The sequence below is a fragment of the Thermogutta sp. genome (genome assembly GCF_039793925.1).
Taxonomy (GTDB): domain Bacteria; phylum Planctomycetota; class Planctomycetia; order Pirellulales; family Thermoguttaceae; genus Thermogutta.
Genome location: NZ_JBAMME010000009.1, coordinates 1 through 14742 on the forward strand (window position 1 = coordinate 1; position 14742 = coordinate 14742).

Consider the following 14742-nt stretch of genomic DNA (forward strand, 5'->3'; position numbering starts at 1 on the left):
TACCCTTTCGCCTCTGCCCGGTACCCACATGTCAGATCTGTGCCAAAGGGTAACCGCTTGTTTCGGGTCAGGTGAATTTCGACACAACGTGCAAAATCTTTTACCCTGGGCTTGAAGATACTCAGGGCATGGTCGGTTTTTGAACCTGCCATCGCTGCGAATCCAGATCACCGGCGCGCTTATTAGGCTGTAGACACCCTTGTTCGCCTCCGAACCATGATGCGGTGCTGTAACTATCGCCCCGTCTAGGATTGGTATCTGTACACCTTTAAGGTCTGAGTCCGCCGTGAAAAGGACTCCGGCGCCGGCATACGGTGGCGAAGCCCAGAAAACAAGGCTTTCCTTGTTCCAGACCGTTAAAGCGAGCAAGTTCAGGAATTGAGGTGGTTGTGCACGAATCACACGCGCGATCTGCCGACTATTAACAGGTTTCAGCCAGCTACAACCTCCACTCGGATTTGTCCGGTCATATTCGAACCAGCGCACCGGAATGCCGCGGTGGTACGCCGTCAGAGCGATTTGGCGTATCCGTTTGGCCGCCAAGATCGATTCCAACAACAGGCGGCGCTTAGGCGTATATGCTGGGAAACACGCGTAATAAAAATAGTATTTACGCCAGGGCAACGCCCAGAAACTATCTTCCTCAGATGCCTGTTCCAGTTGATCTATCAGCGCGCCTGGCCAGCCGGATTCATCGAGTTCCAGCGTCTGATTATTATTCTCGTACATGTGTTCCGGCCTCATCATGCACTCAGCGTATTGCTCGAGTAACGATACCCCATCCGGTAAATGCATATCGACCGCCTCCACCTGGGGAGCAAGTATCTGGACAATCTCTTCCCAAGGTTGCAACACCTGTGGCAGCAGATGCGCCCAGGCCCCCGGTAGCCACACTTCATTGCATCGCAGGCCAGCTTCTAAAAACCCGAGCACTCCGTTCGCATGGTCAGCATCGTTGTGTGTGGCTACAAGGATGTCGACCCCCGCACTCCGCGTAGTGGATTGGAATAGGCCAGGGAATCCCGAAACTGAACGCCCACCGTCAATAAGTGCAGAACCCGCCGTGGTTTTCAGATAGAAGGCATCGCCTTGCGAAACTGGGATAGCAACAAATCGCGGCATATTGTCATCCCCGGGAAATAAGCCCAGTACTCAGCTCCACTAACCGCCGCAGAAGCTCCCGCCGCGCTTCGGGCGAGACGGTGTAGCGAGTCTGTCCGCGGTCGTTTTGGTAAAAGTCATGCCGCAATTGTACATCAGTCCAGGCGTAACAGGCCAGGATGGCACGGTCCATTTCGGCGTGGAGCTCCCGCAGGCGGACGATGTCGCCGTCGGTGCAGGTTGGGTTGTGGAAGAGGTTGTACGTCTTGGTCAGCCCGAGGTTGCGCGAAAGCATGATCTGGCGGCGGTGCTCGTGATATTCAGCCCCGATCCGCGCTGCCCGCTGGAATGCCTCCGGCATCTCCTCCATTCGCCAGGGCACAGCGCGCTGTGCCCCTACCGCTCGCTGCTCGCCGCTCGCCGCTCGCGACAGGGCAGACACAAGGTCTGCCCCTACAGGCGGAAACGGAAAGGTGTCGAAGCAGTCGGTAGGGGTGTAGCGATTTCGCGACTCAAGGCTGGATGCTTGCCGCCATACCCACACCTCGTGCACGCTGGATTGCAGAAGGGCGAAGTGGTAGTCGTCGTCGAAGGCGAAGACGACGAGCTGCTCGTTGTAAATCCACCCGAGTGGCACGAAGGCCATCGCATGCAGCTCGCTCACGCGGCTCCGCACCAGCACCCGGCGCAGGGGGGCGATGGCGCGGCGCATGCCGGCGCGGTAGGCGCCGAACTGCCACCAGTACTCGCGGTTACGCTTGTCGCCCGGGCCGCGCAGGCGCTCCCGCTCTGGCCTGACCCGCTCTTCCACGATGCGCAAAAGGTCCGGGTACTGCTTTGCCCGCTCCAGGTCCCAGTCGTGGAAGCAGATGACCCAGCGGCTCGGCTTCTGCTCTGGATGGCTGTTGAGGTCCTCGCCGTTGAGGTAGGGGAAGAGGCAGTCGGCGTTACGCGGGTCCTTGGCGAGGAGCGCTTCAGCTTCCTCCGGCTCCAGCACGAAGCCGATGCCCCGAACATAGTCGCCGATGAATGCTTTCCCTTCGTTCTGGGGCAGGCGCTGGGGTTCGGCTTCGGGCTCGGCATCCAGGCGGGAGGAGATGAAGGGGACGGGTTGGCCGTCGAGAATGGGCGAATGGCGAATAGCGAATGGCGAATGGTGGGGTTTGTGGATGGCGACGAGGTTGACTTCCACATTGGCGGCGTCGGGCCACTTGATGAAGCGTTTGGCGAAGGTGATGACACCGCCCTGGCGCAGGAGGATGGCGAGGCCGCTTTCGCGGGTATCGCCCTGGCCGATGGTGTTGGTGGCGACCATGCCCATCCGTCCGCCGGGCTTGAGGAGGCTGAAGACGCGGCGGTAGAAGGCAGCGCACAGGTCCGCCGTGCCCCCATAGGGAGCGTAGGCAACTTCCAGCCAGTGGCGGTATTTTTCGCCGAGGGCCCCGCTGATCTTGAGCCCGCCCATGAAGGGGGGATTGCCGATGATCACGTGAAAGCCGCCACTCGCGAACACTTCCGGAAACTCCAGCGGCCAGTGGAAGAAGTGGTGGTGCTCGGCCAGCGCCCGGGCAGCGGCGAGCGCCTGGGGATGCGCAGTACCGCTTTCGAGATAGCGGCGGAGCGTGTCGGTGGTGATCGGGGCGAATGGCGAATGGCGAATTGGATCAGCGAATGGCGAATGGCGAATTGGATCAGCGAATGGCGAATGGCGAATAGCGAATGGTTCATCGGTTTCTCTATTCGCCACTTCGCTATTCGCTCTTCGCTCTTGTTCGCTATTCCCTATTCGCTGAAAGAACGCGGCGGTCCAGAGGTCGCAGGCTTCGGCGATGCGGAGCCGGTCAGGATCGGCCAGCAGGCGGTCGTAGCGGCTCTTTTTCTCGAGCACGGCGGCGGGGGAGTCGTCGGCAATCGCCTCGATGTCGTGGTGCCGTGCGCCCAGGGCGTCCACGACGCGCGCGGGCGCAAGCGGCAGGAGCAGTTGCCCGCTCTCGAGATCGCGGCGCTCGTTGCGGTTGCGCTTCTTGAGAAGAGCCGCGTCCTCTTTCGCGTCCCTACTGACGGGATCGAACGCCTCGTCGGGGATGCCGCCCTTCAGCACATCGAGTTCGAGGACACCCACCAGCGAATCGCCGCAGCGGATGCGGTGATCCAGAAACGTGAGGGGCTTGCCAGATACATGCGATTCGATCCAGAGGGCGACCTTACACAGTTCGACGGCCAGGGGGTTTTTGTCCACGCCGTAGATCGAGTGGGCGATCACGTCGCGGGTGGCTTCGCGCTGCGCTTCGGGGGAGGGCTCCTCTTCGCCGGTGCGAACGCGCGCGAGTTCCTTGCCCAGCCTACGGGCTGCCGCGAGCAAAAAGTGGCCGGAGCCGCAGGCGGGGTCGAGGACGCGGATGCTCAAGAGCGCGTGCGCGGCGAATAGCGAATAGCGAATGGCGAATGGAGTGGATTCCCAGGCTATGGCGAGTTCTTTCTCCGTTGGAGGCTGCGTTCCAAGTTGTTCAGTTGCCTCCCGATGAGCTGAAGGTCTTCCAGAATCGGACACGCTACCTCCTCGGGGCACAGCCCGACTTCCATGCTCAGGAGAAGAAGGGTCTCCAGCTCTGTCCGGCTCCCGTTCGCTTGACGCAGAAACTGGATGAACTCCGCTGTGTATCGGCGTCCCCACCCCTCGGCGATGTTCGCCGGGATCGAGATGGCCGCTCGCCGCATCTGGCTGGTCAGGCCGTACAGTTCCGACGGGGGAAAGTCCGTGGTCAGCAGATAAACCTGTTTGACCACCTGCATCGCCTTTTGCCAAACCTCTAGGTCGCGATAGTCGTGGAATGATTTCATGGATGAAGCTCCGCTGAATCTCTACAGGCACCATTCGCCATTCGCAATTCGCCATTCGCTTAGCTTCCGCCAGCCGCTCTTCGATCACCGGCTCCAGCGCTGAGCGGATGAGCTCATCGACCAGCTCCGCGGGCGTGTAGTAGGAGCCGGTCCTCTTGCGCTCCGAACCAAACACCAAATAGAAGCGGCGAATAGCGAATCGCGAATCGTGAATAGAAGACGGGAGCGAGCCTCCATTCGCTATTCGCCATTCGCTATTCGCTTCGATCACCGGGTGGTTGTCCAGGAGGTCCTCGTAGACGGAACCGAGCTCCTCCACGTAGAGCGCCGCGTAGTTGACGCGGCGGTAGGTGTGCGCATCGTCGTCGTAGTAGTACACGAGGTGAGAAAATGCCTCCAGGAGCTCCCGGTTGGTGATGGTCTGCTCCTCAAGGCCGATCGGCTCGAACAGGCCGCCATCCAGGACAGGCAGCTCTAGCAGGCTCGCCAGAGGCTGATTGCCTGCTTGTGGAACCAGGGTGTGGTCCCGCAGGAGGTGCCACAGCACTTTGAGCGACAGCCACAGGTCGTCGTGGTCGGTGTACGCTTCGCGGCGGTCCACCAGGCGGCGGAGGCGGCTGATGCTGTAGTGGTCCCGGTAGAGGTCGGAACCGCCGAGCAGTCCACGCTCTTCGGCGACGAGCAGAAAGAGGAAGCGGTACACCAGATGGAGCAGGTCGCGGTAGAGCGCTTCGGGAGTCGGGTTCCAATCCGGATTTGCCTTCAAGAAGCCGGTGCACAGGATTTCGAGGCATTTCTCCACCCCCTTCCCCAACTGTTTGCGTGCCCGGTTGCCCTGTTCGAGCGCTTGCTGGTGGTAGCGTTCGAGCCAGCACTCGTGCGCATCGGCTATGCCCCCTGGCAGGCGGGAACGGTGGAGCAAGCCGTAGAGCAAGACAAAATCTTCGAAGCGGGCGTCGCCCTCGGCGTCGAAGATGGCTTCCAGGTCGAATTCCACGTAAACCTGGCGTCGGACCTCGGTGCTATCGCGCAACAGACGGATCGTGCGCCCGTTGGTGACGATGCCCCAGACGTGATCGGTACGGTTGAGGAACTCTTGGAGGAGCCCGTGCGGGGACATGCGTGGGCGGGCGTTGGGGTCCACGCGTCCCAGCTCCCGGCGGGCGCCGACGATATGCACCGGTGGAGCATCCTCCGCTTCTCCTGCTCGGTGGGAGATCGCGTAGTGCACGCCACCGACCTCGTACGCCCTGGGGTTGTAGCGCAGCTCGTAGCCCAGAAGCCCGAGGAAGGGAATAACCCAGCCCTCGCGGGTGAGGCTGGTGGCGGGGTCGTTCTCCGGGAGTCGTTCCAGGCGGCGACGGAAGACCTGCCAGAGGTCCCGGGCATCCCGGTAAGCCGTGGCAATCTCATCGAGCAGGTTGCGACTAGCCGGAAGACCGAAATCTGCTGACTTCTGTCCGGGCAGGTCGCCGCCGCGCAAGCGCTCCAGAAGGTCTGGACCGAAGAGCCCGCCCTCCAGGCGGACGGCTCGCTCTCTCTGGGCTTGTGAAGCCTTCCCCACACGAAGCTCGAGTACGGCAACATCCGTCATAGCTGCACCTCCGGTTGGAGGACCAGTACGCCCAAAAGGTCCGGCGGCCAGTGCGGTTCTACCCGAAGCCCGCGAACGGGCTGCTCGACGCTTTGCCGGATGCGGCGATGCGCCTGTGTGAGCTCCTCTGCACGGCGTTTGAGCCCTTCGAAGAACGGACCTGAGGCGTGGTCTTCATTAAGAAGGGGCTTGACTTTCTCCAGCACGAGATGAACAAGCTCGCATTTTTCTGCAAGGGGTAGGTTGCTCGAAGGTTCCGCAGCGAGCAGACGGAGCGCCTCATCCGGGGAAAGCCACCGATCGGTGAAGACTTCCCAGCCGACGAGGAGCACCTCCTCGGATAAGAGCACGGGGCGGTTCGGGAGCACGAGCTGGTAGCGCGGGCGCAGGAGGAAGAGTGCCGTAAGTCGCTCGACCGCCCGTGTACGGATAGCACCGCAGCGGGCAGCAACGGATTCCTCAGGGCCGGCAAACGCCTGCTCGAAGAGATAGCGGGCAAGCGTCTCAACGAAGGGATGGTTGCGCCCCAGGTATTCGGCGTCTTCGCGCGTGGGGCTTGAGAAGGTGATCGTCCAGGTCCCCGGGCGGGCGGAAGCAAGTGCCTGGCGCCGTGCTTCCGGTAGCGTCACGAGCGCTGCCGGCTCAGTGATGACCTCCCAGAGATCGGGATGGCGCCGACTTGGGCGCACCTGGAGTCCAAGGCGCTGAGCGGCGCTGAGCACGAAGTTCCGGACCGCTGCGGGATCGCCCAGCACCTGGTCGGTTACCTCCAGCTCGCGGCGGACCTCTTCGGGCTTGAGGGCATGCTGGGCAAAGCGGGTGCGGCTTTCCCTCTCTCGACGGGCATCCACGTCCCAGGAGCGGTGGAGTGCGCTCACCCGTTCCTCTACCATATCGAAGGGAAGCTCCAACTGTTCGCGCGCCGGTCGTTCCCGACCGAAGAAGAGCGCATGCACCAGGGCTTCGACCACTGTGGCATCGTCTTCGGGAACGGGCACATGGGTGCCGAGCGTCTGGTGGATTTCCCGGGCTTTGTTCAGAAGGACGTGGATGACAGCGCCGTCAACGGGATTGTCCCTGCCGTAGAAGCGGACAGCTTTTACCACCGGGTGCGGCTGTTCGAAGCGGTCCACACGTCCTTCGCGTTGTTCGAGCCGGTTCGGATTCCAGGGCAGGTCGTAGTGGATCACGGCGCTGAAGCCTTTCTGCAGGTTAATCCCTTCGCTCAAGCAATCGGTTGCCACCAACACGCGCCTGCCGGGGATCGACATGAGTTCTTCCACCCGCAGACGGCGCTCCTCTTCGCCGACAAGCCCCGTGAGGCACTCCACGCGGACGTCCTCGCCGGCAAGCGCCTGGCGGAGTTTTTCTGCCACGTACTCGGCGGTCTGCACGTAGAAGCACCACACCACGGGGTTGTGTCCTTCCTGGAGAAGCTGCTGGACGATTTGGATGCATTCCTGAAGCTTAGTATCGTCGGCTGCCGAGATGGATGCCGCAAGGCTTTCCAGTTCCCGCAGGCGGCGGCGTTCGGGGTCCGAAAGATCGGCTTCCGTGCGCTCCAGAAGCGGCGTGGGAGCTTCGTCTGTGGTGATGTGCTCTGTGGGTTCGTAGGCATAGGCGCTGTAGGCTTCCAGGTCACGTTCGTCCCCTTCCCCGTAGGGTTCTGGCTCGGACTTCCGGCGTTTTTGCAGAGCGATGACAGCCGCTCGGGGGCTGGACATCACACAGCGCAGAAGTGCCAGGGCACCCCACCAGCGCATGCGCCGACGGTGGCGTTCGAGTTCTTGCCCACTCCGCACAATGCCGGTACAGAACTCTTTAACAGCCTCAAAAAGGCGCCGGTAGGGAGGCGAAAGGCTATAAGTTACATCCACGGTCTCGCGCCGGGGAAAACATTGTTCCGCCTCCCAGTGTACCTCGATATCCCGCCGCGTGCGCTGCACGAAATGCCGGGCAAGCCGCACCCGCTGTGGCTGGGAGAGTTGGGCAAAGTCCCAGTTTTCGAACTCTGGGTCCAGAAGCCCGAGGAGCTTCTGGAATGCTTCGGGGATGCCGCTATGCGGTGTGGCGGTGAGAAGCAGGATATGTCGCTTCGGGTCTTGAGCCAGCTCGCGCACAAGGGTGTATCGCAGATGCCGCTCCTGTCCGCGTCCAGGGGTGACGCCATGGGCTTCGTCCGCGATGATGAGCTCGGGGGCGTGGATAAGGAAGGCGTGCTTATTCCGCTCGTGCTTGATGAAGTCAATCGAGATGACCTGCACGGGATAGTACCCGTAGGGACTACGTCCGGGCGGCACGCGCCGCTCCAGTTGCCCGATTGTTGCCGGGCAGATGACCACGGCATCCAGGTGAAACTTTTCCCGAAGCTCCTTCTGCCACTGGTCGCAGAGGTAGGGCGGGCAGAGCACGGCGAGCCGCCGAATTTCGCCGCGCTCCCAGAGCTCCCGCACAATCAGCCCGGCTTCGATCGTTTTGCCCACGCCCACATCGTCGGCAATGAGCATGCGGACGGGATCGAGCCGCAGCGCCATGAGGAGCGGCACCAGTTGATAGGTTCGGGGACGTACCGAAATGCGCCCCAGCGAGCGAAACGGCGCCGCGCCTTCCCGCAAAAGGAGCCGCGCTGCCTGCCACAGCATATGAAGGCTTTGTGCATCTGCTACCTGCTGCGGATCTGGAAATGGAAACCTCGAAGCACAGAGCTGCTCGGTAGAAAACTTGTTGGCGAGATACTCGGAAAGCCGCTGATGCACAGCGATCACATCGTCGCTCGTTCCTATAAGCGGGCGGAGATGAAGAATGTCCGAATCAGTCTTCGCCAACAGAACCCACAGTCGCTTGCGAAATTCAACGATGGAGCCGATCTCCATGACTCTCTCCCCCATGGCCAAGCTCTATTTGCAAACGGTTCGAGCACGCACGCGGTTGAGGTAAGCTCTAGCGCCAACCAGGATGACGCCGTCAGCCGCGCCCATGCTCTCCGCCCCGGAGGACTGCCCAACGCTCACCAAGATGAGTGTGTCATCGCGATTGAGGAACCGCCCGTTCATCGGTCAGATTTGCTCGCCCGAACTTACTCTCCCCAAGTATAAACCGAGGAGCGATCCATTTTCGCTGTTGCCCCGGTGCCTACCTTCGTTCATTCGTTCGCAACTTTTGCTATCCTTGTCTTTGCCGTCCCTGATCTCAAGTTGCACGAAGACTCAAAAAGATTCCCATGCCCGCCAGTCCCTGCGCGTACAACGACATAAGCCATCTTCCCCAAACGGTCATTTCTCGTCAATCACTGTTTTCTCGCGACACTTTCTCGACGCGCTGGACCGTGTCCGTGCGGGGAATCATTCGAGAGACGCGAAGAATGCGGCCCACGGCGGATGTCTGCACCGTTCTTGACAACGGCATGTACTAGATTACACTAACAGGCCCCGTGGCGACGCCTCTCCCAGCCTTGATAGCTCTGAGCGTCTTTAACGGAAAGGGTAAACAATGCCGAGTATCTCGTTATCTGGCAACCGGCGGCAATTTCTGGCGAAAACAAGCGTTCTGGCAATCGGGGCGACAGCGCTCACCCAAGCGATTCCCGCTGTCCACGCGGGAGAGGACCATACGATTCGTCTGGCTCTCATCGGCTGTGGGGGCCGGGGATCAGGAGCGGTCGGCGATGCCCTGAGTACCCGCGAAATGGGGCCGATTAAACTCTACGCGATGGCTGATATCGATAAGGCCCGGATGGAAGCCGCCTATCAAGCCCTCGTCCAAAAGTTTGGTGATAAGGAAATCGATGTACCTCCGGACCGGCGCTTCACAGGGTTTGATGCCTACAAAAAAGCCATCGATCTGCTCAAACCCGGTGATATCGCCATGTGCACAACCCGGGCCTACATCCGACCGATCCATGTGGAGTATGCTGTCTCTCGGGGAATCAACGTGTTCATGGAAAAACCATTCGCGCCCGATCCCGTTGGGTTGCGGCGGCTCCTCCAGGCGGGTGAGGAGGCCGAAAAGAAAGGCGTCAAGATCGCCGCCGGTCTCCAGTGTCGCCACTCCCCGGCGCGGGCTGCGCTCATTGAACAGATCAAGAGTGGAGTGATGGGCGATCTCCTGTATGTCCGTGCCAATCGCCTGGGGGGACGCTCATGGCTGGGGAATATGGGCGAGAAGGCCAACAACTTTCTGGAACAACTCAAGTTCGGACGGATCCACCTTTTGTGGGTCGGGTCCGGACATTTTGCCGACTACCTCATCCATCAGATCGATGAATGCTGCTGGATCATGGACAGCTGGCCGGTCTCCTGCCACGGGATGGGCGGCCGCGAGGTGGGAAGCACCGATCGTGGGCAAAATATGGACGTTTATGCACTGGAATATACCTTTCCCGACGGCCGAAAGGCCTTCTGTGGTTTCCGCCGCGCACAAAATGGCCACACCGAATTTGCCACGTTTGTCCATTGCTCGAAGAAGTCTGGCCAGTTTTCCGGAAACGTTCATCAAGCAACCGTTCACATCTTCAAAGATCACCGCATCGCGGAGGACAACATCGAATGGTCGCCGTCTCCCGACCAATACAGCCCCTGGGTGTATGAATGGCGGGATTTCATCACAAGCATTCGCACAGATCGTCCCCATAACGAGTGCAAGCGGGCTGTTTATGCCGACTTTGCCACCCTCATGGGACGGGCGGCCGCTCATTACAACCGGGTTGTCACCTGGGATGAGGTCTTCAATTCGCAGTTCCAATTCTGCAACTATCTGGAGAAACTCGACTACGACTCACCTCCGCCTGTCAAGGCCGACGAAAACGGATACTTTCCAGCACCAGTAGCCGGTCAGTGGGTGGAACTATAACACATCACAAAGACTATCCTCCTTCGAAAAAACGCACGCGCAGCCGGAAAAGACTCAACGTTCCCGGGTGCTTTTTTGCAAACGACCGCTCCGAATCGGTGGTCCATCGGTTAAGCTTTCTAAAAACCGCTTTTACTGGGCTGAAAAAATCTGGTTTTTCAATCGCCAGCGATGGGCAACGTCACAAGACCCAGGCATGATTAACACCTTTTTTACAGGGCGTGATAGGTCTGCAACGTCATCTTTTGCCGTTTAATCGCAGACCTTGCGCCTGTTTGGCACGGGACAAGCGCCGGTTTTACCCCATTCTTGACGGCCCCAGGGGTGGTTGACTATCCTGCCGCATGCAGAACCTGGCTTTTTCAGTGCTGCTTGGGAGAATCCCTCCAAACGTGCTGCATGGTATGGGAAAGCGGAGAGTTTTTCAAAGATCGTTGAGGAATTGGAATGAACACCATCATGATAGCCTGGAACATATTGAGAGCGGGAAGCCGCATGCGACGCTCAATTGTCTTGCTGTGTGTCAGCTTTCTTCTTCCCGGGCAATGGATGAGCGCAGAGGACCATAAGGGGAAATCCGTAAGGGACACCTCGGCGACAAATGTAAGCGTGTCAACCATTCCCGTCCCACTTCCCGCAGAATACACGTTCTGGCCGTCTGATCCGCCAGAGGCGTGTCCAATACCGCGGTCTACAGAGTGGTGCGAGCTGGGATTTACAGGCCGTCATGCAGAATACACCGCGGCAGACACCTGGTATCCCTCGTGGGCCGCCGATGGCCGAATGTATTCGTGCTTCACTGATGGTACAGTGGGAGAGGTCCGCTCGATTTCAGGGGCGGGTGCCCAATCAGTTGTGGGACACGCGATCATCGAGGGAGACCATCCTCTGAATCTGACGGTAAAGGATCCCGGCACAATCCCCGGTTCAGCAATCCCTTATCAGGGCCGCTATCCTTCCGCGAATTTGTTTTATCAAGGGATATGGTACATCGGAACCTACACTTTGGCCCCCGCTGGTCGCGTGGAGCACGAAGGCATTGTTTATAACTGGCCGTGGCTCGGTCCCTTTGTCGGTTTTCATATTTCGAGGGACGGAGGAAAAAATTGGGAACTCTGTCCGCTTACACCGGATCGACCCCTGTTTGGGGAATCCGCTCTTCACGGTGAACCGGTCAAAATTGGGGCGGCACATGTCGTGGATTTCGGACAGGAAATGAAATTCTCTCCTGATGGGAAGATTTATCTTGTCTCACATGGGGCGTCTCGCGGGCCGGAGGGCCGACGCTTCGCTTACAATAGTTGGATTACAGGGGATGAAGTCTATCTTATTCGAGTTCCTCCCGGCCCGGAAAATGTGAACGACCCGACAAAGTACGAGTTTTATTCTGGCAACGATGCCAGTGGCCATCCGACCTGGTCGAAAAACTTCTCTGCTCTGAAGCCCATCGTCAAGTGGGATGACAGCATGGGTTGCGTCACTATCACCTATAATCCGGGTTTGAATCGTTACCTCATGTGTGTCACGGATGGAACCGACACCACAGGCCGTTTTAATAGCTATCTGTTGGAATCGCCACAGTTGACCGGTCCTTACCGCATGATCAAATACCTTCGGGAATTTGGGCAGCAGGCGTATTTTCTCAATATCCCTTCCCGTTTTATCTCGGCGGACGGAAAAACGATGTGGCTGTGTTATTCAGCGAATTTTGCTCGAGGCTGGCGCAATCCGCCGATCGTTTGGGAAAATCCCCCAGGAAGCCGGTACGCCATGTGTTTGCAGGAGGTGCGGCTTTTTTCCCGTGAAGACATGCCGCCGGATTCTCCGCTCTCTGCTCGACATAACCTCGCAAGGTGGGCATCCGTAACGGCGAGCTCGACTTACCCAGGCTACCGCTGCGAGGCCGCTTGCGATGGTGTCGTCGCGGGCTTTCCTCGGCAGCCCACAAGGGAATGGGCGTCTTCGGGAGAAACGGATACTGCGTTTATTCGTCTCACCTGGCGGGAGCCAGTAACGATTGATCGCGTCTGGCTCTTCGACCGCCCAAATCCGCTTGATCAGATCACGAGAGGGCTTTTAATTTTCAGCGATGGAACAACTATCGAGACGCCCGAGCTCCCCGATGACGCAAGTCAAGGTGTGGAAATCGCATTCCCGCCACGTAAGGTCAAATGGCTAGCGTTTTTCGTGACGGCCACAAAACCGGAAACCCAAAATGTGGGTCTCGCCGAATTGGCGGTGTTCGGTCCCGAAAACGAAACACGCTGAGCATTCTTACCCAGGATAAACGGCTTGCGAGCGGCCGCAGTCCCTTCTCTAAGTTGGCGAAACACAACACCAAGAAGATCGTTTGCTATTCTAGCAGCGGCAAGTAATAATGCGCTATTCGAGAAGTGTTTTACCTCCATACTGACTGAGAAACTGTTTTAATTTGCGGTTATCCACCTTGAGAGAGAGTAGCGCGAGGCCCTTATTGCCATTTTTCGATACCCAGATACCCTGGATTTCCGCCACTGGGTTTAAAATTTGTTGCAACTGTTTGATGCACGCATTGTTGTGAAGCTTTGGAGGGATATTGTAGTATATAAAATAGCGTTTACCCATGTGATAGATGGCCCAATCCTGCCCTGTCTCTTCCATGTATTTATTGAGATGGTTCTCCAGGCGAATGACCACACTGCGAGGCTCTCCGCCTGAGCTGCCGCCTAAAAAAGCGGATTTTGCAAAGGCCTCCTGATAGCCTTCGGATTTTGCGCTGTCGAGTAATTCCTGGGCCCTTTGAAGCGATTCTGGAAGCTCCCCCGGCACCCCACAAAAACGGCTTACTTCGCGAAAGAAATTCAATGTTGCGGACCTGTCCAGTATATCCACTCCCAGCTCCCTGGCCAGCAGTTTTTCCTGCTCACGGAATGGTCGGCCGGGCCTGATCATCAGAAGCTTCGCCCCGATTCCTCCGATATCGCGGCGGATGGCAGCCGCCTGGCGGATCTGGACGGCAAGGGGTTCCACCCGGCGGCCTTCTTCACTTTTCACCCGCAGTTTGCAATCGAAGATCAAAATCCGGCCGCGGTAATTCGCGATGACATCGATTTCTTGGACCGATTGGCCGTTGCCTTCTCCAAGTTTGGCATTCAGGTCCACGTGCTGGATCCCCAGTTCGAGGAGCACGGCGGCCACGAACTTTTCAAAAAGAAAACCGGCCTGGGTTTCACTGGGGCGGCCAATGCAGGCAAACATCTGGGGCCAGTCCCAGTCTTGCTCGATTCCGGAGCGAACAAGCTCGACAATCGGAAGTTTCTCGGGCTCTGCACACTTCCAAGTACGGCCGAAGGCCATTCCTGACTGAGCCTGGACGAGATAGCAGACGGGAATATAATCGGTCTCGGATCGATCTATTGTTAGTGATTCGAACTGCTCGCCATCTGTGGTTTTCTTCCAGCGGAACCACTCTCCGGAAAGCTCGCCGTAAACTACTTCCGTATTCGGCAGCTCTTTGGCCTGGACGGCCCCATAGAACATAAGCTTCAGTCCGCCCGTGGCATTGATAATCCACCTCCTGTTCGGAAGTTTCTTTTGCCAGGCGGCAATCTGCTGGAGGACATCCTGCGGCAGAGTGCCGCCGGGAGATTCTGGACGATGAACACGGATCGTGCGAAAAACTTTGCTGGCAAATGCCGCGAGCCGTTCGGCAGGCTGTTTTGACCTGACAGGATCGTTTGTGTAGTAAATGCAAAGGTCTTTGACACCGCCCTCATGTTTATGCCAGTGAACCAGGCCGAGAATATTCGGCCAGAGCTGTTCACTGGCAAAGACGACCATGGCGTTGGGAAGTCCCTCCATACCCTGTGCGCCACGTAACTGAACAACGAAAAACCCGGTTCTCAAGCGTCTTTAATAGACAGCGCCTTCAGCATCATACTATTGCTTTTTAATGCCAAAACTACTTATGGCAGTTTCTGGTTACCCAACCACCAAAACCGTAACAAAGGCGTTTAGCTCATAAAAAGCGATCTATTCCGTTCCAAGATGTAATTCAATTTCGTAATGTCCCATAAGTTATTACTTTTTTGCTCTGAACTGAATTTGCTTTTGTCTTTCATTAATCGAATGAACAAATAGTCTTACTTTCGCTCCTATTGTCTTATCAGGGACATTATCCGGATCGAGCACGATCCCGACCAGACCCGTCGGCTCGTGCTTTGCGAACAGCCTCCCTCTGCCTTTGGGATCTTCGACAATTGTCACCTCAACTTCGTCTCCGCTTTTCAGCGAAGGTGCAGCGGGCCGTGGGCCGGTGGCAGGCCGAGTTCCCACGCCCGTACTTTGGCCGGCCTGACCGGCGGGAAACCTTGCCGGTT

The 14742-nt window shown here is 58.3% G+C and carries 9 protein-coding genes; 4 read left to right on the top strand and 5 right to left on the bottom strand.

Features of this window, described 5'->3' with window-relative positions; genetic code table 11:
• The 3 genes from ABJK56_RS00355 to ABJK56_RS00365 all read right to left on the bottom strand — a co-directional run.
• Window positions 1–1122, bottom strand: a 1122-nt coding sequence (locus ABJK56_RS00355; RefSeq protein WP_347242680.1) for a hypothetical protein, incomplete at its 3' end; no start/stop codon positions are given.
• Window positions 1123–1126: 4 nt separating this feature from the next.
• Window positions 1127–3670, bottom strand: coding sequence for a DNA methyltransferase (locus ABJK56_RS00360; protein ID WP_347242681.1), 2544 nt, complete (start codon window positions 3668–3670; stop codon window positions 1127–1129).
• On the bottom strand, window positions 3565–3942 hold the full coding sequence (locus ABJK56_RS00365) for a four helix bundle protein (RefSeq protein ID WP_347242682.1): 378 nt from the start codon (window positions 3940–3942) through the stop codon (window positions 3565–3567). Before ABJK56_RS00365 ends, ABJK56_RS00360 begins: the two co-directional genes overlap by 106 nt.
• 208 nt (window positions 3943–4150) lie before the next feature.
• Here ABJK56_RS00365 and ABJK56_RS00370 point away from each other — a divergent pair, with 208 nt between their 5' ends.
• The gene (locus ABJK56_RS00370; RefSeq protein WP_347242683.1) at window positions 4151–4420 is read left to right on the top strand and encodes a hypothetical protein; all 270 of its coding nucleotides are present in this window, start codon (window positions 4151–4153) and stop codon (window positions 4418–4420) included.
• A gap of 42 nt (window positions 4421–4462) precedes the next feature.
• Complete coding sequence (locus ABJK56_RS00375) at window positions 4463–5395, top strand: hypothetical protein (protein ID WP_347242684.1); 933 nt, start codon at window positions 4463–4465, stop codon at window positions 5393–5395.
• A 137-nt stretch (window positions 5396–5532) separates the two neighbouring features.
• On the opposite strand, the gene ABJK56_RS00380 is transcribed toward ABJK56_RS00375, so the two are convergent.
• Window positions 5533–8409: a helicase-related protein gene (locus ABJK56_RS00380; protein WP_347242685.1), complete on the bottom strand. Its 2877-nt coding sequence runs from the start codon at window positions 8407–8409 to the stop codon at window positions 5533–5535.
• A 616-nt stretch (window positions 8410–9025) separates the two neighbouring features.
• On the opposite strand from ABJK56_RS00380, the gene ABJK56_RS00385 reads away from it, so the two are divergent.
• Window positions 9026–10384, top strand: coding sequence for a Gfo/Idh/MocA family oxidoreductase (locus ABJK56_RS00385; protein WP_347242686.1), 1359 nt, complete (start codon window positions 9026–9028; stop codon window positions 10382–10384).
• Window positions 10385–10879: 495 nt separating this feature from the next.
• Window positions 10880–12652 (top strand): hypothetical protein, encoded by a 1773-nt coding sequence (locus ABJK56_RS00390; protein ID WP_347242687.1) that lies wholly within the window; start codon window positions 10880–10882, stop codon window positions 12650–12652.
• A 114-nt stretch (window positions 12653–12766) separates the two neighbouring features.
• Here ABJK56_RS00390 and ABJK56_RS00395 read toward each other — a convergent pair whose 3' ends face one another.
• Window positions 12767–14224 carry a hypothetical protein gene (locus tag ABJK56_RS00395; protein ID WP_347242688.1) on the bottom strand — a complete coding sequence of 486 codons (1458 nt, stop codon included), beginning with the start codon at window positions 14222–14224 and terminating at the stop codon, window positions 12767–12769.
• Window positions 14225–14742: the final 518 nt, after the last annotated feature.